A 23,702-nucleotide genomic window follows, 5' to 3' on the forward strand; every position below is an offset into this window, starting at 1 on the left:
TTAAACGATGCTAAAAATAGCAATTGCATAAAGGTAGAAACGTACAAAGCGTAACAACCCGAAAAGTAGGTAATTCTTTAAAGGATAATTTATAGTTCCCGCTGCCATACTCGTCATTGAGAACGGAATTGGAAGCAAAGCACCAACAATTATTAAAAAACCACCCCATTTGCGAATGTTAGTAAGATGCTTTTTCATTTTTCCTTCCATGTAATTATAGACACTTGGAATTTTTAAAATTGTTTTCCCAATAAAATAAGATGTGATTCCTCCTAGATATGAGAGTAATGCTAATAAAGATAAGAATACAATTGGGTTTACCGTTTTATCGGACCAAGCGATAAAAATCTCAGGCGGAATAAGTCCAAGTAAGGATTCGGACACATAAAACACGGTGAGAATGCTTATTGGTGCATAATTATTAGTTACATGTGTAAAAAAATCACTAAAATCTATTACAAATTGATCGATAGCAATTAATGCCAAAATAAAAATTGCAATGGGCAGTATCGATTTCTTAAGACTTCTCCCAACAAAAGTGTAAAATCCTGTGTATTTATAATACTGATGAATTCTTTTTAATCGGTTCTTTATAGAAGTCTCTTTTGTTCTCATAGCTATTTATGGTGCAAATAGTACGCCCTTTTAGTTATTTTATTGTCTCTTAACGAATTATTGTGAGTTCAGGTTATCTTACTATTCTTCTAAAGGAGGATGCCCATGGATTTGTTCGAACACTTCTTCGAAATTTTCTCGAAGATAACTTCTTAATTTAAGACGGTAGTCGTTTTTTAACCAAGAAACAAAATTATGTGTACTCTTACTAATACATTTGGTATATCGATCTATTCTAAAATCGATATCATCTCCCAACATTTTGGCAAGTCCTAAAGCGTCAAAAACATCTTCACTATTTTCGATACAAATTCTTGCGTGTTGTTCTATAGAACGTTCTAAAATTACTTTAGAAGACTCCCCGCTTTTAACAGACTCTGTATATGCATTTTTAATATCGAAATATACGTCTTTAGAATTTTTAAATTCTTCACGAAGTTCATCAGGCATTTCATATCTAAAATGACTTTCTAATTCATCATCGTCCATCATGGTATCGAGGAAGTAATTAGGAGCACGGAAAATACGCTGCCAATCTAAATCTGACCCCCAAGGACCAAAACGGTGAAAATTATTTCCAAGATCAATGACATCGAACGTGGATTTATTTTTTAAAATACGCGATCCACGACCAATCATTTGGTAGTATAAGGTTAACGATTTTGTTGCACGGTTTAGAATAATCGATTGCACTGTTGGTTCATCAAACCCAGTAGTTAATATACTTACCGAGGTTAAAATTGCATCTGGCGTTTCCTTGAACCATTTTAAAATTTGCTTCCGTTGTTTCTTGGTTGCCGTATTGTCAAGGTGCATAATTGGATACCCGGCATGTCTAAAGGCATCATACACATATAAAGAAGTATTAATACCGTTATTAAAGATCAATGTTTTTTTACCCTTAGAACGCTCCTCGTATGCCTGTAAAAGTTTACTAAGCATATTCCCTGTAGTATAGAGATCTTCGGAAGACTTTACAGTATAATCTCCATTAGCTCCAACTTCAAGCGATGTTAAACCTACATTATAAGAATACGTTTCTGCGCGCGCTAAAAATTCATTTTCAATTAACGACTCGATCGATTCTCCAACAATAAGTTCATTGTAATTATCATTCATTGGAAGCTTAATATTAGAACTAAGCGGAGTTGCAGTAACTCCCAGAATAAATGATTTTTCAAAAAATTTAAAAAGTTTGGTAAACGAGTTGTAGTGTGCTTCATCAATAATAACTAACCCTACATCTGAAATATCGAGCCGCCCTTCCTGTAGCCTATTGTTTAAAGTTTCTACCATGGCAACAAAACAACTGTACTCTTGTTGATCATCAAGATTAGCAGTACTGTTCACTACCTTGTTTCTAACTCCGAATTCGGTAAGTGTTCGTGAAGTTTGTTTGCAGAGTTCGATACGGTGTGTCATCACCAATACCTTCTTATTATGATTTTTTAAATATTGACGAACAATTTCAGAAAAGATAACTGTTTTCCCACCACCTGTCGGCAATTGATACAGTAAGTGATAGTCTTCGGGAGCTTCATCAAAGCTTTTAAATATTTTATCGATAGCTCCTTTTTGGTAGCTATACAACGCGATATCACTATTTCTTTCTTCTAATGCTTCTTCAGTTTGAGTGTGTGCCATGATCAATTTTCGGGCTGCAAATATACAATGAATTAAGGTGTTTCAACGAATTTTATTTTAAAAAGGACAATTTTTTTTAAATAAAATTTATCGGATGTTTATTGATAATCAAATGGTATACCATTTTTTTAGAAAAATATTTATAATGTAATCTAAAGGAATTTCTCTAGAGGAGTTTCTCTAATAAAATAAAAAGTAACTGAACATTCATCCCTACTCTTTGTTTTGTCATAATTTAGAAATCAAAGTAGCTAATACTCTCTTTATCTAATTGTACTATCCTATTTACTAGTCCTTACATGATGTTTCGTTAAATTAATGTTAAAATAGTACTTTGTATTACATAGTACTGTAACATTCTATAAAGTTAGGCGTCTCTTAGATATAACCTTTAAAACCAAAATTATGAGAACGTTACATAACAATCAAATCACCTCTAGTTCACCAGCAAGTAAAACATATACATGGAACAGTAAACGCCGGTACAGAAATTAATAAAAATCATCAATCAATAAACGAATAGTAATCTTCTGAAATTTTCTTAATCAAAAATTCAGGTCTAAAATCCAACATTATGAGAACATTAAATAGCAACCAAATTACAGAACGTATAAACACCTCTAAAGCGTATGTTTGGAATAATAAACGACGGTACAGATAATAATATCTTCAAATTAAAAAATCTTTCTACTATGAAAACAATAAGAGATTTACAAAAAAGAGCTAAGTATGCTGCTCAAAAACGGAACCTCCTATTTTACAGGAACAATAATGAAAAAATGTTTGAAGTACCCACAATCTCAAAAAACAATCGTTTTGCATTTTAATTACAGCCTACCTATAACTAAAAAGCTGAATTTCAACATTAGAAATTCAGCTTTTTAGTTTATTAGTATTTTTATCAATGATTTATGGGAGTTGATCTCCCTTTTGGTGGCGGCATGGGGCCTCTTAAATGAATAACAAGTCCATTTAAAAAATTTCGAAGAAACTGATCGCCACATTCCACATATTTTGGATGTTTTTCATTTCTAAAAATTGCTCCTAATTCACTTTTTGAAACTTTGAAATCTACCAATTCACATATTTTCACAATATCATCATCGCGAAACTTATGCGCTACGCGAAGCTTTTTCATAATATCATTGTTTGTTAATGCCATAATTAAACCATTCGTTCTTTAAAAGTAATACCCAATTCTTTTTGTAATTCATGAATTCGTTGCAATTCGCTAGGTAGAATTAATGCGATCGAAATACCAGTCTTCCCTGCTCTAGCAGTTCGACCGCTCCGGTGCGTATAGTATTCTAACTGATCGGGCAATTGGTGGTGAAATACGAAGGCAAGGTTATGAACGTCAATTCCACGTGCAGAAACATCGGTAGATACTAATACGCGAAGACTTTCATTTTTAAAAGCTCGCATTACTTTATCGCGTTCTTTTTGCTGCATATCTCCTTCTAGCGCTTCCGCAGAAAAACCTTTGTCTTTCAACTCAGTTACTAATTGTTGCGTCCCAGCTTTAGTACGACAAAAAATAATACCGCGCTCCCCAGCGTAACGTTCTAAAAGTTGCGCCAATAAATCGACCTTATCCTTAATTTGCGTTATAATGTAATGGTGTGTAATGTTGGCATTAACAAGCGCATTTTTATTTACCTCTACTCTAGCTGCGCCAGGATCCATATACTCTTTGACAATTTTTTTAATGTCATCGGGCATAGTTGCTGAGAATAACCAAGTAGTACGTTTGCCTTTGGTTTGTTTCAAGATTTTATTAATATCTTGTTTAAACCCCATGCTAAGCATTTCATCTGCTTCATCTAGAACAAGCGTCTTAATATTTTCAATATTCACTGCTTTACGCTCCAAAAGATCCAGTAACCGCCCTGGTGTAGCAACTACAATATGGGTAGGTCGCTTTAAATTTCGAATCTGAATATCTATTTTTTCTCCACCATAAACTCCTTCCAAAAAGATTTTTTCAGGAACATATTTTGTGAATTTAAAAAGTTGCTTTTTAATCTGTTGCACTAGTTCCCGGGTAGGAGCCAGTATCAACGCCTGAATTTCATTCTTACCAGCATCAATGTGATGTAATAATGGAAGTCCGAATGCTGCTGTTTTTCCTGTTCCGGTTTGTGCTAGTCCAACCAAGTCGGTAGGTGCTTCTAAAAGGATTGGAATCGCAATTTCCTGAATTTGTGTAGGAGTTTTAATTCCTAATTCTTTTAATCCTTTAATGTATTCTTTACGAATACCCAGCTCCTGAAAAGTTGCCATAAATTAAACTTTCTTTACCCGAACTGCATTAAGACCTTTTTGTCCTCTTTCTAGTTCAAATTGAACACGGTTTCCTTCCACGATCTCTCCACCGGAAAGTCCACTAACATGCACAAAATAACGCTCTTTGTTTTCAGCATCAATAATAAAACCAAATCCTTTAGAAGAATCAAAGAAATCTACAGTACCTTCTCGTACTGGATCTTCTTCTTCTCCTTCTACTTTAGGTGGAATTCCTAAAACAATGTCTTCTGCATCTATTTCAGGTTTCATCGAAGGGTCTGGTGGTGTGTCTGTAAGGTTTCCGTTATGATCAACGTACACCAACATGTCTTCAAGTGAGCTTCCGCCAGAGTTGGCTTGACGCTCTTCTTTACGCTTTTGTTTCTCCTTACGTTTCTCTAATTTCTTTTTTTCCCGTTCTTTTTTTGAATAGCTTTCTTGTGATCCTGCCATTAATATTTTTTATTTTTTAGTATGAATATTGGGATAAAGATACGGCTAAAATAATTGAAATTAATATTCTTACTTATTTGTTGATGTTTGCTTAATAATAAATGGAGTAAACCAATCCCATGAAACGCCAAAAGAAAGACGCGGATAACTATCCACAAAACGATAATTATAATCATCGAAACCAAAATCAAATTGTGCGAAAAACCCTAAATCGGTATTCCACGGATTTAAAATAAATTTTGTTTCAGATCGATAGGGCGTTACCGAGGGGTGCGCTCCCAATTGCAGAAATACCTCCTGCCCTGCCGTATAGCGCATCTTCTTATAATAGCCAGTAAACTCATAACCAAACTCTAATCTGTGTCGACCATACAACGCTATGTCTTTTGCATTGTAACCACCTACATCGATCACACCTAGAAACTTGTTATGATACAATTGATAAGCAGCAGTTAAGGAATGAATACGCTTTGGAGCATTGGTTTCGGTAAATTTGTTGAGTCTGTAATTAAATGAAAGTCGCGTAAGGTTGGTAGAAAAATTTCCATCTTCTCGGTTTAAAATTGCCGAAAGATCCGTAGCATCGGTAATAGTTTCGTAAACAGCCTGTCCTTCTTCCGATTCATCCTCAAAATCCTCACTAAATGCGCTTCCGTTTTGTCCGTTCGAATAATGTCCCGTTTCTATTGCAAAGGTTAAAAAATTATCCTCAGATGTTTTAATAATAGGTTGCCATCCAAATAAAACTTTATACGAAGGAGTTTTTATAGGTTTCGAATTTTCAGAAAACATTCGTATTTGTGGTAAGAAAGCAACATAAACCGCATAACCAGGTGTAATTTCTTCGGCAGTTAGCGACTCACGTATATCGTTGTATAAGCTATAATACACAGAAGGTTTAGCATCGAAAATTATCTGCTCGTATTCATTATTTCCAAAACCTCCAGAAATAAATGAACGTTCTGCAATAGGATAGTATTCTTTAAAAGCAGATTTTTCTGCATTGGTTTGGGCGTAAAGAGATGAAATTTGAAACAATAAGAAAAAGAAGGAAAGGTATTTCATTGGTGGTTTTAGTCAATTTATAAACTGTATTTTTGAAAAAAACAGCGCTACTAGATAATTTTGCAAAATTATTTGTTTCGGTAACAATAGGCTAGCCTATTTATCTTTTTAACACGTATTTAATGACCTCTAATTTTACTCCCACCGAGAAACATTTACACCGCTATTTTGCACTTTTTAAACCCTTTGGATATGTAAGTCAGTTTATAACAAACGATCGACATGCAAAGCGGAAAAAATTTCTCGGAGAACTATACGATTTTCCTGAGGGCACAATGGCTGTAGGCCGCTTAGATGAACCTTCAGAAGGGCTTCTTTTACTTACAACCAATGGTAAATTCAGTTATCATTATACTTCAGAAGGAGTAGAAAAAGAATACTACGCACAAGTAGATGGCACTATTACTTCCGAAGCAATCCAGCAATTAGAACAAGGTGTTACCATTACGACCGAAGGTATTTCACATCACACCAAACCCTGTCCTGTTCGCATTTTAACAGAACCCCCTACACTTCCACAACGCGCAAAAAAAATTAGAGACGATCGTCATGGTCCTACCTCTTGGATTTCGATCACGCTCACCGAAGGGAAATTTCGCCAAGTAAGAAAAATGACTGCAGTCGTAGGCTTTCCAACGCTGCGTTTAGTTCGTGTACGCATTGGCAAATATACTATCGAAGGCATGCAAGCAGGTAATGTAAAAGAAATAATGGTAAATAATGGTATAAATTAAGAACCTGAAGCAACCATTTTCTAAGTCCTTCGTAATACTTAATCCAATTTAATTTGGGCAAGCCCATCTCCGCTGCGCTACGTTGGTCGGGCTATCCGCGCTACACGGTAGCTTGCTTCTATCCCTCTTGCAAACATACAATCATGAGGAAATTCACTTTATAATCAACCTACTCTATACTTTACCTAGCATTTTTTTTTAATCGCAATGATCTATATATCGTTTTCTTCCCAATAAAAAGCGATGTCCATTGGTAACGATGCTGCATCCTCTAAAATAAAAGCAGCTTCATTGGTGAAATCTTCCGAAGAAATTTCAGAATAAATTGAGGCTTCTAAGTGAGCATCACAATCGTTTTTAAAGAAATCTGTTGCGTTTTCTAATTTGTTGTTTGGCGTTTTCATGAGGTATTTATTTAAATGAGTCTTTTATACGTTCAAAAATAAACTTAGAACTTATTTCATACAACGATGTAAACCCTGTAAATAGATACTATTACACCCCAATCCTAGACAGGAAAAACCCTTACTCTAGTAATTAATGAGTTTGTGTATCTTTGGTAGATAACAACCCATCCTATGAAATATACAACACTACATGTACTGGCATTTTTAACACTTACAACCCTATTCGTTGGTTGCAATGAAAATGAAAAAGAAGAACCCAAAGAAATGACCGAAAAAGAATTGCTAGCCAAGGCAGAGGCAATACATAAACGAGTAATCACACTCGATACACATTGCGACATAAATATTAAAAACTTTACAGATTCAATTAATTACACGCAAGAATTGGACAATCAAGTAACCTTACCAAAGATGAACGCTGGTGGTCTTGATGTGGCGTGGTTTATTGTTTATACAGGACAAGACACCCTTTCTGCTGCAGGTTTCGAAAAGGCATACCAAACAGCAATGTCTAAGTTCGAAGCAATTCACAAATTGGTCAACGATATTGCACCCGACCAAATTGAACTAGCCACAACGTCAGAAGAAGTTAGAGCCATTCATAAGAAAGGAAAAAAAGTGGCGATGATTGGGATCGAAAATGGGTATCCTATAGGTAAGGACATAAAAAATGTACAACGTTTTTATGATTTAGGGGGTCGATATATGTCGTTGGCACACAATGGGCACAGCCAGTTAAGTGACAGTAATACAGGTGAAAAGGATAGCGTATGGCTTCATAATGGCTTAAGCAACCTTGGAAAAGAAGTAATAGCCGAAATGAATCGCGTGGGTATGATGATCGATGTATCACACCCTTCTAAAGAAGCAATGCGCCAAATGATCGAGTTAAGCAATGCACCCATTATTGCTTCACATTCTTCTGCTAGAGCCTTGTGCGACCACAGTAGAAATCTGGACGATGAACAATTACAATGGATGAAAGAAAATGGTGGTGTGGTTCAAACTGTGGCATTTACCTCTTATTTAAATACCGAAAAATCCGAAAAACGAGCTGGCGTCGAAGTTGAGGTCGCAAAAAAAATAGCAGATTCGATGGGAGTTGCTTGGCTGGAGCGAGAAGAAATAATGGCACTTTCTCCAGAAGAACAAGACTCATATTTCGATTTCTACGTAAAAATGGTACCTCTACGGAATGCAAAACTTAAAAACATGGAAGGCCTCCCTCCAGCTGTAGATGTGACCGATTTTGTAGATCATATTGATTATTTGGTTGAAAAAATGGGCATTGACCATGTTGGTATAAGTAGTGATTTCGATGGTGGAGGTGGAATTGAAGGTTGGGAAGATGCTTCTGAAACTATGAACGTAACAATTGAATTAGTTAGAAGAGGATATTCTGAAAGTGAGATCGAGCAATTATGGAGCGGAAACTTATTACGTGTACTTGATGAAGTAACGGCAAAGGCGAAAGAACTTCAAAAATCATAATCATTTAATCTAAAAAATGGTTGATTTTTCAATTCAAAACATCAGTATTTTAACCTCTATTAAAACTGTTATAATTTTGTTATAACGCTGAAATCCTCCTAACAGAACCAGCTTCTTTTGTATCTTAAATAAAAATATAAATTATGAGCAAGTCAAAAGAACAACAAAAAGATACGTACAATAGCGATATTACAAAACATGATCTTGATATTTTAAATCAGAAAAACATACACGGAGACGGCGGTGATGACCAACAATTAAAAGATCGTAAAAACAAAGTTGATTTTGAAGGTAAAGATTTGGATATACCTGGAAGAACTACTGCAAAAAAAGGAAACGGACCTAAAGGTTTAAATGATGAAGAGAACAAACTTCACAGCCAAGGTGGTTCAGAAAATGAGAATTTAGAACGTGATGATAGCGCTGTTTAGATATTATAACTAAACATGGGAAATTTTAATCTTTAACCACTATAATTGTAGCTGTATTTCCAGTTAATAGGTTCCATTCATGGGAAGCGAGAACAGAGCCGTCATCATCGTACACACGTAATTGAGCAGTATTTGGCCCCGAATCACCTTGATTTAAGGCTTGAAAATCTATTCTATTAAAACCAGATTGAAGCGGAAGTTTAAATCCTCTAAAATTACCTCCAAGACTCACATTACCGCGTACTACATCATCATTAACAAAAATTCTCACCCGATCTCCATCTACAAATTCATGATCGCGGTACGCTATGGTAACATGCCCAGCCTTCGTTTTAAAGTCCCCTAAATATTGGTCGCCCCCTATTTCATCGGTAATCGATTTATCTTTGGTAAAATATTTGGGAGCTGTATCGGTTTTATAATCTAACAGACCATCCCCTTTTGTAAAATCCACGGGAGCTTCTTTATTTTCTCCCAAATTAGGGTCTACCGTAGAAGTATATGGTCTGCGATCGTTCGTTACACGAGGGGTTTTAATAGCTGGCAATTCAAAACCAGTGGGTTCTTCATAGTTGTTTTCATTAGCTTCAAAACGTGGTGTATTACTTGATGAATTATCAAATTGTGCCATTACAGAAGTGATTCCGAAGCAAACTAAAAAAAGATATATAAAAACTGTTTTCATACGATGAATCTAAAGACGATTAAAATTTACAAAAATTACACCAAACTTAATTTTTAATAAAAAAAGTTAAAAAGGATATCCTATTGCAAAGTTAAGAACTGGTTCGTCTGCTTTAAAATTAAAACGCTCTCCTTCTGGTTCTCCTGGGTCATGAAACGGTGCCGCCAGATCGAAACGTATTACGAAGCCTTGAATATCTACTCGTACTCCAAAACCGGCTCCCATTCCTAATTCGCTGATAAAATTAGAACTAAACTTACTGGCTCCCTCATATGTATCTGTCTCTTTCGAGTTCCAAATATTTCCTGCATCAGCAAAAAGAGCTCCTTTAACAAAGCCGAAGATAGGGAAACGGTATTCTATGTTTCCTTCTAAACGAATGTTACCAGTACGGTCAAATACTGTCCCTTGATCGTCAAACTCATTCGAGACAGTACCCGGTCCTAATGAGCGAATTCGAAATGCACGTACGCTATATGGGCCTCCAGAATAATATTGTTTTACAAATGGAACCACATCCGAATTTCCATAAGCATATCCATATCCTGCGAACAGTCGTGTTGCTATTTTTTGTTCTTTACCAAAATTAAAGTGGTACCGAATATCCATATCTGCTTTTGCATACTGGGCATATTCTAATCCTAAAAATGTTTTAGGAGCTCCTGGTGTTTCTTCTTTGCCAAGCAAACTAATAGAATTTCCGGCTACGTCCAGAGTTGCATTTAAGAAAAATTGATGCGTTTTCTGTGTATCGACCATTCCATTATAGGTGAAAGAATAGTTTAATCCTGAAATAAATTGTTGATCGAAACTTCTTCGAAGAAATGGGTTCTCATTAAGTATTGTTTCAAAAGCGTCTGTTGTATTCGATAATTTAGTGTAGTTCACTGAAATAGGAATAATTTCATGAGTTACATAGCGATTTGCACGCCAAACATAACCGAATTGAGCAGTGGCAGAGAGCAATGTGTACAATTCACTCCTACTTAAATAATCGACACCAAGGCTCGTTTTTGTTTTCGGAATTGAATATTTAAAGAAATCTGTATCTATTTTAACTGGAAATATGACTCGTGGAAATATTATCTCTCCCTTTAAGCCTAATTCTATACTAGTCTTACCCGTGCTACCACCACCTCCACCAGCCTGCACCTCATAACCAACATTTCCAATAATATTAAGTACTTCACCACCTCGAAATAAGTTTCGATTGGTATAGGTTAATGCAAGTCCGGGTCCAGCGAAATTATTCGATTTGGTGACTGCCTGTAATTCGGCACGAATTGCCCGTTTGTTTAATGGTGATAGAAAAATAGAGGCTTCTAATTGTCCTAGACTATCTGTTGCTTCAGAAGGAATTTCGGTGTATTGAATATTCACAAATTTATAAGCGCCTATTCCCGACAAACGACGCGCAGTATTTTTTGAAGTTTCAGGATCGTACCGTTGTCCTTCTTCTAATGTTATAAAAGGATCTAAATACTTTTGCTTAAAAAAATTATTGGGATCTATATAGTTTTTCCCATTAAATCGTAATGATGAAACTTCAGTAGAGTCTTGTACGTTATAATCTGCATACACATTGAGCTTCTTAATTTCATAAGGAATTTTAGATTGTACTGGTACATCCTTTTTCAGTGTTAAAAATAAATCGAATTTTTTATTGTCATACTGATTCGTATCTGCTTCAAAAATTAAAAATCCTGGATTAAAATTATAATATCCTTTCTTTTTTAAATCACTGTCTATACGCTCTCGTTCCAATTTCAGGTTGGAAAGATCGAATCGCATCCCTTTTGTAAATTTAGTTCCCGCAACACTTTGCGCAACAGCTTGATACAAAGGCGAGCTAATAGTGTCTAGCTGATATTGCTCCATGGTATAAGGAGTAGGCACTTTTACAGTATATATGGCTGACGCCCTTTTCTTGTTTTCATCTTCCACAAATTCTGAATTCGCACGACTATAGAAAAACCCACGATTTTCAAGTCGGTTGATAAGAATTTCTTCAATTTCATAAGGTTTTACATCCGATTGATACACGGGTGGTTCTCCTATTTGCTTGTTAAACCACTTGTTTAGAAATCCTGGCGTACTGTCTTGCTGCACTTTATAATAATAATGCAACCCAGGATACATCCCCAAGAACTTTTTATTGGGTTCTGGACGCAATGCTTCTTCTAAAACGATTTTTAAATTTTCTACATTTTTTACCGTAGAATCTGTCTCTATTTTAATGGAAGCGCCAGTATATAATCGTTCATCTTCTGGAATGTATTTCTCTATTGCACACGAATGCAATCCCAAAATGAGAATAAGTATTACTATACTTGTAACTATCTTTTTAAAATTCATAGTACTTATTCGTTTCCTGTTTTGTTCTCCAATTCTTCTTCATTTTTCTTAGCACGATCTTCCACTGCTTTATCTGCCGCTTTTTGAGCTTCTTGTTCACCTTTAGTTTCAGAGCGCAATAATGCATCCCAGAGTTCATCGAACTTATTAAATTCTTGGGTGAATATGAGAGCCAAACCACTCACAATGGTTTGTCCGTCGATAACACTTTCAAATTCGTTTCTTCGGAAACCTTTTAGGCGGTAACGACCATTATTGGTAAGAAGATATTCCAGACTCACATTTCCTATTAATGGTGTTGCTTCTCCCGAAGTATTGCTTCCTTGAATATCAACTTCACTCCCAACACGAACAATTAATCGGTCATTGAACAGTTTTTTCTGAGCTGCAATATCTAGTTGTGTACGTTCTTGTGGTGTTTCTCCTTGATAGTCGGTGTAGCTATCAAGGCCAAAATCCAGTTCTACTCCCGTATCTCCTAATAATTTATCTGAAAATACATTTAACTGGTCTGAAAGCGCATCGTTTAAATTATCTCTCGCGATCGAAGCCACTCCTCCTCTACTTCCATCACTTCCAGGCTCAGGGTAAAAACGATTAAGCACCAATAAAGAAAATACTTGACGGTTCAATTCACTTTCCTGTTGATTAATTTGTTGAACCTGGCCATACACTTGTCCGCCGATCGATCCTTGCTCGTCTTCTGGCATATCTAAAGCAAAAGAAATTTTGGGTTGCGTTAATTCGCCATCGATATTAAGATATACTAAGAAAGGTAATACTTGTCGGTATTTATTTTTTATAGATGGATCAGACCCCGAACTTACAGAAGCCATTAACCCCGACGCAGAAGTTTCAAGCTTATAAATAGCACGAACATCTAACTCAGCATCAAAAGGATCGCCCGACCAGATCACCCGACTTTCGGGCGCTAATTCAAAACGACGATTTACAAGGTTATATAAATTCATTTCATAATGCCCACCAGCTACTTCATAAACACCAGCAAGTGTCATACGACCATTAGGATTCATTTTAAAATCGAATTCTCCTTCTCCAAATACTTCAAAATTATCTCCAGTTTCTTCATCGATAATGATAGTGACTTTTGCTCCATTGCCTACATTAAGTAATGCATCGACATCGAATCCTGTCACCGTTGCAGTTTGTTCTTCTGTTCTAGTAAGTATCGCATCTGGATTTTCACGATTTACAAAAATCACGACCCCATCACGTTCTTCAATGTTTACAGCCGCAGAAGGCATTACATAAGTAACATTGGTATCGTCATTCACATTCAAGCTCATGGTTACCTTCGGAATTTGTAAATCACCCGTTATTTTTGCGTCGGCGTCAAAACTGGCTTTTCCGTATAGAAAATCGTTATCATCTTTGGTTGCATTTAACACTTGGAAATCGTCGGCCTTAATGGTAAGGTCAAAAGTTGGATTTATAAAACTTTCGGTCCCTATAGATCCAGACGCAACCAATGTATTATTATTCTCATCACGGATGGTGAAATTAGACATAGAAAGCCCCTCGTTATCTACTTCAAGTAACTCATCCTCAAATACAAATGGGGCATTTAATGCAGTTACTGTGAGCCCTGCATTTGTAAAACGAAGACTTCCGTTGTATTTGGGTGCGGTCGTGGTTCCCGAAACATCAAATTTACCTGAAAAGCTTCCGTTGGTATTCTTTAAGGCTCCTAAAGAAAAGCCTTCAAGCGCCTTCATTTTAAACTCATTGATATCGAGATTCAAATTTAGGCGTGCACTTTCTTCAGAAGCAATATAATCTCCCTTTAATGTCATGTCTATCGCTCCACCATTCATGGCCGCATTAAAATCATATTGAGTACCCCCTAAAGACTTAGCATTCATCTCTAAGGTTCCCAACGCAACGTCCAACATGTTTAACTGCTGAATATCCAAATCGGCAACCAGCCCCAAACTTCCAAAGGGTTCTTCGACAATAAGTTCCCCGTTCATATTTCCTTTGGCGAATTCTTCTTCAGGATTAAGGTAATTTAAAAATTCGCTTAGCTGAAAGTTTTCAAAATCGATAGCAACTTGATCTTTTCCATTGGTAATGGCATCGGTTATTGCGACCGACTGATTGTTTCTGCTAAACTTAAAATTATTAAATTCTAAACGCTCTTTGGTAAAAATAAGCTCATTATCGGAAGGAGTTTGCCAAGGATTTTTTTGAATAATTAATGAGTCTGGAAGCACATGAAATCGCAAACGGTCCCTATTTCCCGTGATCTTAGTTTGAATCTGAATAAGCTTATCTGTTTCCTGATATGCAACAAAATCTAATGATAGCTCATTGTTCTGCTGATTGCCGCGTACCACTGTTCTCTGAATCGCCAACGGTCCCGCATTAATTTCGTTAAAGCCTAGATCGAACGAAAAATTATCTTTATCTGTATTCATAGAAAAAGCCAAACTATCTAACTCCATACCATTATAATTAATGTGTGGAGCGGTGATGTTTGCTTTTAATTTTCGAGCTTTTTCATTAAAGTTCATGGCGATATCGATCGTATCTAGATCTTGAAGGTTTACTAAAAAGACTTCATTTAATACTGGCGCCTGACTCACCTTTCCCGTTACGGAAAGTACCACCGGATTATTGATCGTGTCTGCCACAGCTATATCTCTATAAAAATAACTTGAAACGTGTCGTTGTAGAGCAGTTGCAAATTGTTGTGGATTAGAATTCGATTCTAGTGTAAGTTGAATTAATTTATTGTCCAGCCAGACCGAAGTCGTGTCTTTACGAACATGGGCCGTTGTAGATACATCTCCTAATAAATATGTCTTATTATCATACACTACAACACCATCCCCAATAGTAGCAATAACATCAAAATCGTCTGCGTTTCCTTTAAAATCGGCGTTTAATTTCAAGCCCGTGCGCACATCCCTTTGCATTAATCCTAACGACTGTAAATTTGCCCCTATCAAGTTAAGATCGATAGAAGCTTCTGGAGCAATCGAATCTAAAAGCACATTCGCCCTAAGGTCTAGATTTAGATTGTCATCTTTATATGCCGAAGTGACGGTTCCTTTTCCGTTGTTGATATCACCATTAATAGTAAGGTCGTTAATCTCATAGTTATTATACTGAAACTCGAGCACTGTAGCCTTTAAAGTGGCATCTAAAGAATTAATATTAGATCCTTTTCCTTGCGTATCAATTTGTAGAGATAGACTACCTAATTGATCATTGTTTAATAGTTTATTTAACTGAAAGTTTTCAATAGTTCCCTCTAACTGAAACGCTATTTCATTGTCATTTTTAAAATTTCCATTAAGTGTGGCAATTCCTTGAGTGGTTGTAATTTTTGTGCTCGTCTTAATATTTGAAGGAGTCCCCACCAAGTTGCCATTTAACGCGACATCTTCTGGCAGCGTGATTCCCATTTCTTTTTCATCTAAAAAATGAAGTAAATCGTTTCTTTTAGTAATCGCTGTATATGAAGGGAAATTAAAAATAAGAGCATCTGGATTGGTAGCATTTTCAACCCTACCTGTAGCACGTATGCTCGTATTCCCGCCCCAAAGTACATAAGCGTTCGGAATTTGAATGGAAGCAAGATACCCTGAAGCATTGAGACTTCCAGTAAGGTATTTTTTACTTAGTTTTTGAAAATATTCATTCGATCGCAAATCGGGTTGAAACTGAAAAACTTCGTTAAGATCTGCCCGAAAAGATGAAATATTTAATGCGATTTTTGAAGCTTCCGGTTTGCTTATAAGCTCTGACAAGGCAGTGTAGTCCAACTGAAGGCTTCCCTTTAATATATTATTATTTAACGCTAAAGAGAGTTCATCTACTGATAGCTCTGTATCGCTTGCGGCAAGTACTACAGCGGCTTCCTTTAAATTAAATCCACTTGCCTCTTTAAATGTCATAGCCTCTAATGTAAGGCCGGCGCTTTTATCTTTCAGAAAAATAGTTTCAGCCTGAAGGTTCAAGTTATTTAATACGATTGCATTCTCATTAAATACGCCTTTTTTAACTACCGCGTTTCCTACGTTATAGGCAAACTCATTGTTTTCAAAATCAATAGTTTCGATTAAGATTCTAAAATCTGGCCATTCAAATTTGGCAATATCTTCTTTTACTTCTTCGATGCCTTCCTCAACTTTTTGGGTGATTGCATTAGTTTCAGTCTCGGTTTGAATTTGAATGTGAGAATTTTTCAGAAAGAAATCTCCTATTTCAATATCATTTTCCGCAATGGCTGCTTTTGGTAACTCTAAAAATAATTCATCCACATCGAGTTGTGCAGCAATGCGATCGCCATAGGATGCATAATCCACTAAAACATTCTTTAGTGTAATATTATCTGCCGAAAGATATGGCAACGGAACAGGTTCTGCATTGGGATCGATCGGAACGGGTGACTGATAGTATTGAATCTTTGAATCTGAAATAATAAGGTCTGAAGCTCTAAAGTCCATCGCATCGAGATCTGTTTTTTCCATTTCTACATCAAGATCTCCCACTACAAAATGTGAATCGATCCCTAGGACCTCGTCGTTATAGATAATATCGAAATCTTTCAAATTAACATCCCCAATGCGAATATCCAACGGTTTAGAAGTGGTATCTACCAGTGTGGTTTGTGGTTCTTCGGTTACAAATGCATCGATAAGGAATTGAAAATTATAACCGGCAATAGTATCTTTTCGAAGTACTTTGGCTTTCACACCTTCCCAATTCAATGATTCTACCCCTACTCCATTCCCACGTATCATCGCCCAAAGTGGAACATCGGCCTCTAGGGATTTTGAATAGACGAGAGTATCTCCCTTTGTATCTTCAAGATACAGTCCTTTAAGCATAATATCCCCATCGAAAGTGATAAACAATTTTTCGATAGCTACGTTTGTCTCTGTTTTGTTAGAAACATAGTTCACTGCTTTTTGAACGATAATGTCTTGTCCCCAAGGGCTACGAATAAATAAAACTAGTAAAATAAACAGAACTAATAGCACTGCCATGACCCTACCAATGACTCTTAGCCAACGGTATTTTCTTCTTTTTTTCTTAGAATTTTCTTTTTCTTTTTCTTGCAAAATATGGGGTATTCACTAGCATTCTTTCCTTGCGCAAATTATCATTTTTCAACGGATGAATAAGTTATAAAAAACATAACTTTTTAAAGAGTAAAATATACGAGCAAAAGAACGAATTTATGAAACTCGTAGTTTATTTAATTTTTCTATTTCTAGTGCAGATAATTGCAGCGATACTGCTTCCCGAAATGCTATTAGGTGTGATTTTTTAGTTGCGCTAACAATGGGTGCCGTAACTTGCGGTTGTGCTAAGAGCCAAGCTAAAGACACTGCAGCCATTGAAGTAGTATGATTTTTAGAAATAGATTCGATAATTTTTAAAGCTTGTCGGGTTTCTTTATTCCAATGTTTTTTTACATAATCGGTTCTTGAAGATGCATCTAAATCTTCTTTTGAAGAATACTTCCCTGTAAGTAATCCACTTGCCAAAGAAAAGTAAGTTACGGTTGCCAAATCATGCTTTTTACATAACATTTGGTTTTCTTCTGAAAAATTATTTCGCACCAATAAATTATATTCGGGTTGATAGACGGCGTACTTCGGAAGCCCCGTTTCTTCTGAAAGCTGCAACGATTGTTGTAACCTTTCTGAAGAAAAATTAGAAGCACCAATATGTTTTATTTTACCGGTATCTAGTAGTTTTTTAAAAGCGCCTAAGGTTTCTGAAGGTGCAGTGGTTTTGTCATCCTTATGCGCATAATATAAATCGACATAGTCTGTTTGAAGTCGTTTTAAAGAGTTATCGATCGAAGTAAGAATATGTTTTTCTGATAGATCGATTCCTCCCTGTCCGACGTCCATACCTACTTTGGTGCAAATAATCATCTCATCACGATTTCCCCGAGCTTTCATCCATTTACCAATAATTGTTTCAGATTCTCCTCCTTTATTTCCAGGGAACCAGCGAGAATACACATCTGCAGTATCGATACAATTTATTCCCATTTCGAAAATAGCATCGAGCATAGCAAACGATTCTTTTTCATTTAACGTCCAACCAAAAACATTCCCTCCAAATATTAGAGGTGAAATTTTTAATTCGGTAGTTCCGAGTGTTATCTTCTTCATAGGGATTTTTAAATTTTTATTTGTTTTTTTTCTTTTGCCGCCATAAAACATATAATATAATAATAACAATGGGTAAGATTACAAAGACAATTAAATCGAACGGTTTGCTTAGATCTATTGGGGTGTTATTGTCGGGATGTGGCACATCTTCTGGAATTTGCGCAAGAGATGTAAGGTTGGTAGACAATAAGACGACTAAAAGTGAGTTTCTTAAAAGATTCATTTTCATTTTTTATTCAAAAGGTAGGTATTAATAATAAAACTTAATTATTTTTTAACAAATAGTGTTAAGTATTTGGAATTGTAAATTCTATGTGTTATTATGCCGTGTTACAAAAATTAAAACAAGGACAAATATATGAGACAACTCAAAATTACGAAGCAGGTTACCAACAGAGAAACTAAATCTTTAAACAGTTATTTGCAAGACGTCAGTAAGATAGACATGATTACTGCTGAAGAAGAGGTAGAGTTGGCACAGCGCATTCGTGAAGGAGACCAACGGGCTCTGGATAAATTAACTAGATCGAATTTACGTTTCGTGATTTCGGTTGCCAAACAATATCAAAACCAAGGTTTGAGCTTATCGGACCTAATTAATGAAGGAAATGTAGGATTGGTAAAAGCTGCAAAACGATTTGATGAAACTCGTGGTTTTAAATTTATCTCGTATGCAGTTTGGTGGATTCGTCAATCTATTTTACAAGCCATTGCTGAACAAGCACGTGTGGTTCGTTTACCATTAAATAAGATTGGTGATATTAGTAAAATAAACAAAGCTTCTATTCATTTAGAACAAGTTCACCAAAGAAAACCCACCGCAGAAGAAATTGCCAAAGAGTTAGACATGTCTGTTCGAAAGGTAAAACATTCTTTAAAGAATTCTAATAGAAGTCTTTCAATGGATGCACCGTTTCAAGAAGGGGAAAACGATAATAATCTGTATGATATTATTAGTTCAGGTGAAAGTCCTAATCCAGACAAAAGTCTTATACATGAATCTTTAAAGATCGAGATCGATCGCGCACTAGACACCCTTTCTCCAAGAGAAGGTGATGTTGTTAGATTAAATTTCGGTTTAAGCGGACAACCAGCGATGACACTTCAAGAAATTGGAGACACGTTTGATTTAAGTAGAGAACGTGTTCGTCAAATTCGTGAGAAAGCAATTCGTCGTCTGCGCCAGCAATCTAAAAGTCATATCTTAAAGAAGTATTTAGGATAGTCCTTACTTTATTTCTGAAAGTGTTCAACTTTTAAGAAATAATTATAAACGAGTATAGTTTCTACAAGTTATCTTTAGCCTACCAACTAAAGAACAAAATGACCGTAGAAATTATACTCGTTTTTGCTATTCTATTTATTACGATCATACTTTTTGCGTTCGAAATTTTCCCAGTTGACAAAATCGCTATATTTATAATTGTCTCTTTAGCTATATTCGGATTGGTGGAACCAGAAGAAGCTATTGCAGGATTTTCGAATTCAGCGACCATAACAGTTTTATTTTTAATGATTATTGCCATTGGACTTGAAGATACTGGTGTTATTTCAAGTCTCGCTCGATATTTGAAGAATTTACACATTCTCCCATTCTTTTTGCTCCTCCCCGCTTTTATGCTAATTACAGCAGGAATTTCTGCATTTATTAGCACCACAGCTGTGGTTATTGTATTTATAAAAATTATATCGGAACTTTCAAAACGCTTTAATCTCTCTCGATCTAAATTACTTTTACCTATTTCATTCGCTGGAATAATGGGTGGTAGCTGTACGCTCATGGGAACTTCTACCAACTTAATTGTAAATTCGGTATCTCAAAACTTAGGAGCAGAGCGGTTTTCCTTCTTTGAATTTAGCTTGTATGGGGCCATCTTTCTTGGAGTTGGGATTGTGGTAATTACAATATTATCGAGATGGCTTCCTAAAGATAAGGTTGATTCTTTAGAAGATGAATATTCGCTTTCAAAATTTGTTACTACCGTTGAGATTGGTTCAGATTCTAAACTTGTGGGTAAAAATATTGAAGACACTTTATTTTTTGAAAATTCAGAAATTAGCCTATTAAAACTTACGCGAGATAAGAAGATTACCAACGCACCCGGAAAATATATTTCATTGCGAGAAAAAGATAAGCTTTTAGTATTATGTGATATTGAAATGTTGTCTGAACTTAATGAAGCGGAAGGCTTAATAATACATAAGAAAGATAAAAAGTCTAAGAATAAAATGCTGATTGAAGATGCTTCAGTCACTTCCGATGTAGAAAAAGAAGAGGAAGAAGATGAAAATGAGAAACTGAGCCTTGTGGAACTTCTTATACTTCCAGGAGCTACACTTATCGGAAAAACCCTTAAACAGATACGAAAGGAAACTATTAAAAATGCCACCCCTATTGCGATTCAGAAAAGAAAAAATATTCGCAATACGAAGGAGCGACTAATTCGAAAAAATATTCAGCAAATTCGCATTAAGCCTGGGGACAGAGTGCTTGTTCAAATCCCTTCAGAAAATATACGCCAATTGCAGTCTATTGAGAATGTCGCAATACTAAGAGAACATGAGCCTCCTAAAACAAGCACTCCTAAGAAAAGAATACTCGCATTTAGCATCTTATTAACAGTTATAGGTTTGGCTGCAAGTGGTATTTTATCTATATTAATTAGCGCTGCATTAGGAGTTAGTCTATTATTGCTAACCAAATGCTTAGAGCTAAACGATGTTTATCACCGCGTGAATTGGCAAGTAATATTTTTACTTGCAGGAATGATTCCTTTGGGTATTGCCATGCACAATACGGGTGCAGATATGTGGGTAAGTGATCGTCTTTTAGAGTTTTTTAAAGGACAATCCAACTTTGTGGTTATCGGGCTTATATTCCTAATTACAATGGTTTTAAGCGGCGTAGTTAGCAATAATGCAACGGCAATTATTATGACCCCTATTGCAATAGCTGTTGCCAGTGGATTTGGTTTACCATTAAAACCATTTATACTTGCAGTACTGTTTGGGGCTAATTTTAGTTTTTTTACTCCAATGGGGTATCAAACCAATACCCTAATATATGGTATGGGATTTTATAAATTCAAACACTTTTTTATCATTGGAGGCATCCTCTCACTCATTTTATGGATTTTGGGTACGATTATGCTTTCTACATTATTTTAAAACACTTAAAAATGGAAGACAAATTTTCAATTAACGATGCTATTGCGAGTCTATGGGACAAACTAGACGGATGGCTGGATGCAATTATTTTAAAACTACCAAATTTTATCGTGGCCATATTGGTGATGATCATTTTTTACTTTCTAGCTAAATTGCTGCGAAGATTGGTAAGAAGAGTGCTTTTAAACAAGGTATCTCAAGTTTCGGTGCAACAAATGGTAGGGCAAATAGTTTTCGCAATAACATTACTTGTAGGATTCTTTATCGCCCTTGGAGTAATGGAATTAGACAAAGTACTTACATCTGTGTTAGCGGGTGCAGGAGTTGTTGGTCTTGCGATAGGTCTAGCACTACAAGGCACACTAAGCAATACATTTTCTGGATTACTTCTATCATTTCTCCCTAAAATTAGAATTGGAGATTTTGTTGAAACAGGTGATAATAGCGGGTATGTGACCGAAATTAGTTTACGAAATATCGTATTACGTAGAACAGATAATGAGTATGTAATTATCCCAAACTCAGATGTTGTTGACAGCCCATTTATAAATTACTCTTGGACCGAACGTTCCCGTGTAGATGTTAGCTGTGGTGTAGGCTACGAAGATGATCTTCAGAAAGTAGAAGACATTGTAACGAGAATTATCAAAGAAAATTTCGAACAACGGCAAGGAGAAGGAGTTGAATTCTTTTTTACCGAATTTGGAGATAGCTCTATTAATTTTGTAACCAGATTTTGGATTGATAGTAAGAAACCGAAACCAAAATTAGAAGCAAAACACAAAGCAATTAAACTTATCAAGCAACATTTCGATACCGACGGAATTAATATTCCTTTCCCTATTCGAACTTTAGATTTTGGAAAGAATAAATTAACCATGATTTCCGAACAAACAAATGAAGAATAAGTGCGAATTATTTAAATTTAAAAATTAATCTATGGGCTTCTCTGGAAGCCCTTTATACTTTATTATTATGAAAAAACTTCTTAAATTATTTCTAGCAGGATGGGGTGCCAAAAAAATAGGGGGCGGAAAATGTGGCTGCATTGGCGTCGTAATTGTTTTCGTTATTTTATGGATTATACTGGGTTATTTTGGACTTTAATTTAATGGTACTTGCCTAAATAACAACTTTTTAGGTAAATATTTAGATTTTAAAAATTATATTCATGTAGTTCCTTTAACAAAAAAATAGGAACTCATTAACTTATAATTTTAAGTTCATTGATGTTCTTTGTATCAAATAAACCATAACATAAATTCAACTAAAATGAAAAAATTAATCTCACTATCCCTAATTTCTTTGGCACTTGTTTCAGCCTCATGTGTTTCGAAGAAAAAGTATGTCGAACTAGAAGGTCAATATAATGACACTCGTTCTAGCTTAGCTAAAACGCAACAAGAGAAAGAAGAAGCTGAAATGAAATTGGCTAAAATTGAAGAGCGAGTTGCCGATTACAATTCAAAAATTCAATCTCTTTCTGAAACAAATGCAGATCTTGACATGAATCGTCTTCAGAAATATGAGAATGTTGTTCTTTCTAAGAAGGACAAACAGCAAATGAATGCTGCTTTAGCTAATGTGGATCCTAATGAATTAGCGAAAGCAAGAACATTACAAGATTCAATGAATCTTATTGTATCGTATAATCTTAAGAAAAACCTAGATAATAGTCTTATCGCAGATGGTGAAGAAGATGATATTCAAATTAATATTGATGAAACAGTAGTTATGATTACTGTGTCAGATAAACTTCTATTTAAGTCGGGAAGTTACCGATTAAATCCTAAAGCAAATAATTTGCTAGAGCGTTTAGCAAGTGTAATTAACAGCGAACCAGCAATGGAAGTAATGGTAGAAGGTCACACAGATGCTCAAACTGTAAAACAAGGTGCATCGGTTAAAGATAACTGGGATTTAAGTGTACAGCGATCTACTGCGGTTATTAGAACCTTACAAGATAAATACAATGTAGCACCCGAGAAGTTAATTGCTGCTGGTCGTAGTAGTTACCATCCTTTAACCGATAACGAATCTGCTGACAGTAGAGCTAAAAACAGAAGAACAAGAATTGTTATTCTTCCTAATTTAGATAAATTTTTAGCACTACTCTCTTCGAACTAGAAGTTAGTTCTATATAACATAATTTAAAAAGCGACTTTTAATTAAGTCGCTTTTTTTATGGCGTATAAAAATTTAAGTAT

The 23,702-nt window shown here is 35.6% G+C and carries 19 protein-coding genes; 7 read left to right on the forward strand and 12 right to left on the reverse strand.

Annotated elements, in window-relative coordinates:
- The 6 genes from ULVI_RS11125 to ULVI_RS11155 form a co-directional block, all read right to left on the reverse strand.
- A complete protein-coding gene (locus ULVI_RS11125; RefSeq protein WP_068592814.1) occupies nucleotides 1-615 on the reverse strand; it encodes a YqaA family protein in 615 nt (204 codons plus the stop codon).
- A gap of 81 nt (nucleotides 616-696) precedes the next feature.
- Nucleotides 697-2,259, reverse strand: coding sequence for a DEAD/DEAH box helicase (locus ULVI_RS11130; protein ID WP_068592815.1), 1,563 nt, complete (start codon nucleotides 2,257-2,259; stop codon nucleotides 697-699).
- Between the two features lie 901 nt (nucleotides 2,260-3,160).
- A complete protein-coding gene (locus ULVI_RS11140) occupies nucleotides 3,161-3,421 on the reverse strand; it encodes a DUF1456 family protein (protein ID WP_068592820.1) in 261 nt (86 codons plus the stop codon).
- 2 nt (nucleotides 3,422-3,423) lie between these two features.
- Nucleotides 3,424-4,542 (reverse strand): DEAD/DEAH box helicase, encoded by a 1,119-nt coding sequence (locus ULVI_RS11145; protein ID WP_068592821.1) that lies wholly within the window; start codon nucleotides 4,540-4,542, stop codon nucleotides 3,424-3,426.
- Nucleotides 4,543-4,545: 3 nt separating this feature from the next.
- Nucleotides 4,546-4,998, reverse strand: a complete 453-nt coding sequence (locus ULVI_RS11150; protein WP_068592823.1) for a cold-shock protein — start codon at nucleotides 4,996-4,998, stop codon at nucleotides 4,546-4,548.
- A gap of 69 nt (nucleotides 4,999-5,067) precedes the next feature.
- The gene (locus tag ULVI_RS11155) at nucleotides 5,068-6,063 is read right to left on the reverse strand and encodes a hypothetical protein (protein ID WP_068592826.1); all 996 of its coding nucleotides are present in this window, start codon (nucleotides 6,061-6,063) and stop codon (nucleotides 5,068-5,070) included.
- Nucleotides 6,064-6,185: 122 nt separating this feature from the next.
- Between ULVI_RS11155 and ULVI_RS11160 the strand changes: the two genes are divergently transcribed.
- Nucleotides 6,186-6,797, forward strand: coding sequence for a pseudouridine synthase (locus tag ULVI_RS11160; protein ID WP_068592828.1), 612 nt, complete (start codon nucleotides 6,186-6,188; stop codon nucleotides 6,795-6,797).
- 212 nt (nucleotides 6,798-7,009) lie between these two features.
- Here ULVI_RS11160 and ULVI_RS11165 read toward each other — a convergent pair whose 3' ends face one another.
- Nucleotides 7,010-7,201, reverse strand: coding sequence for a hypothetical protein (locus tag ULVI_RS11165; RefSeq protein WP_068592830.1), 192 nt, complete (start codon nucleotides 7,199-7,201; stop codon nucleotides 7,010-7,012).
- Nucleotides 7,202-7,375: 174 nt separating this feature from the next.
- Between ULVI_RS11165 and ULVI_RS11170 the strand changes: the two genes are divergently transcribed.
- Both ULVI_RS11170 and ULVI_RS11175 read left to right on the forward strand, forming a co-directional pair.
- Nucleotides 7,376-8,695: a dipeptidase gene (locus ULVI_RS11170; protein ID WP_068592832.1), complete on the forward strand. Its 1,320-nt coding sequence runs from the start codon at nucleotides 7,376-7,378 to the stop codon at nucleotides 8,693-8,695.
- 143 nt (nucleotides 8,696-8,838) lie between these two features.
- Nucleotides 8,839-9,126, forward strand: a complete 288-nt coding sequence (locus ULVI_RS11175; RefSeq protein WP_068592833.1) for a hypothetical protein — start codon at nucleotides 8,839-8,841, stop codon at nucleotides 9,124-9,126.
- Nucleotides 9,127-9,151: 25 nt separating this feature from the next.
- On the opposite strand, the gene ULVI_RS11180 is transcribed toward ULVI_RS11175, so the two are convergent.
- From ULVI_RS11180 to ULVI_RS11200, 5 genes are all read right to left on the reverse strand, one after another.
- A complete protein-coding gene (locus tag ULVI_RS11180; RefSeq protein ID WP_068592835.1) occupies nucleotides 9,152-9,811 on the reverse strand; it encodes a hypothetical protein in 660 nt (219 codons plus the stop codon).
- Nucleotides 9,812-9,877: 66 nt separating this feature from the next.
- Nucleotides 9,878-12,166 carry a translocation and assembly module lipoprotein TamL gene (tamL, locus tag ULVI_RS11185; RefSeq protein ID WP_068592837.1) on the reverse strand — a complete coding sequence of 763 codons (2,289 nt, stop codon included), beginning with the start codon at nucleotides 12,164-12,166 and terminating at the stop codon, nucleotides 9,878-9,880.
- Between the two features lie 5 nt (nucleotides 12,167-12,171).
- The gene (locus ULVI_RS11190) at nucleotides 12,172-17,184 is read right to left on the reverse strand and encodes a translocation/assembly module TamB domain-containing protein (protein ID WP_082830867.1); all 5,013 of its coding nucleotides are present in this window, start codon (nucleotides 17,182-17,184) and stop codon (nucleotides 12,172-12,174) included.
- A 192-nt stretch (nucleotides 17,185-17,376) separates the two neighbouring features.
- The gene (locus tag ULVI_RS11195) at nucleotides 17,377-18,327 is read right to left on the reverse strand and encodes an aldo/keto reductase (protein WP_068592841.1); all 951 of its coding nucleotides are present in this window, start codon (nucleotides 18,325-18,327) and stop codon (nucleotides 17,377-17,379) included.
- 16 nt (nucleotides 18,328-18,343) lie between these two features.
- Nucleotides 18,344-18,556 (reverse strand): adenylosuccinate synthetase, encoded by a 213-nt coding sequence (locus ULVI_RS11200; RefSeq protein ID WP_241780986.1) that lies wholly within the window; start codon nucleotides 18,554-18,556, stop codon nucleotides 18,344-18,346.
- A 129-nt stretch (nucleotides 18,557-18,685) separates the two neighbouring features.
- Here ULVI_RS11200 and ULVI_RS11205 point away from each other — a divergent pair, with 129 nt between their 5' ends.
- The 4 genes from ULVI_RS11205 to ULVI_RS11220 all read left to right on the forward strand — a co-directional run bounded on the left by ULVI_RS11205 (nucleotide 18,686) and on the right by ULVI_RS11220 (nucleotide 23,622).
- Nucleotides 18,686-19,552 (forward strand): sigma-70 family RNA polymerase sigma factor, encoded by an 867-nt coding sequence (locus ULVI_RS11205; protein ID WP_068592846.1) that lies wholly within the window; start codon nucleotides 18,686-18,688, stop codon nucleotides 19,550-19,552.
- A 98-nt stretch (nucleotides 19,553-19,650) separates the two neighbouring features.
- Nucleotides 19,651-21,495 carry an SLC13 family permease gene (locus ULVI_RS11210; RefSeq protein WP_068592847.1) on the forward strand — a complete coding sequence of 615 codons (1,845 nt, stop codon included), beginning with the start codon at nucleotides 19,651-19,653 and terminating at the stop codon, nucleotides 21,493-21,495.
- An 11-nt stretch (nucleotides 21,496-21,506) separates the two neighbouring features.
- Nucleotides 21,507-22,403 carry a mechanosensitive ion channel family protein gene (locus tag ULVI_RS11215; RefSeq protein WP_068592849.1) on the forward strand — a complete coding sequence of 299 codons (897 nt, stop codon included), beginning with the start codon at nucleotides 21,507-21,509 and terminating at the stop codon, nucleotides 22,401-22,403.
- Nucleotides 22,404-22,767: 364 nt separating this feature from the next.
- The gene (locus tag ULVI_RS11220; protein ID WP_068592852.1) at nucleotides 22,768-23,622 is read left to right on the forward strand and encodes an OmpA/MotB family protein; all 855 of its coding nucleotides are present in this window, start codon (nucleotides 22,768-22,770) and stop codon (nucleotides 23,620-23,622) included.
- Nucleotides 23,623-23,702 lie beyond the last annotated feature (80 nt).

The sequence above is a fragment of the Cochleicola gelatinilyticus genome, assembly GCF_001637325.1.
GTDB classification, from domain to species: Bacteria; Bacteroidota; Bacteroidia; order Flavobacteriales; family Flavobacteriaceae; genus Cochleicola; species Cochleicola gelatinilyticus.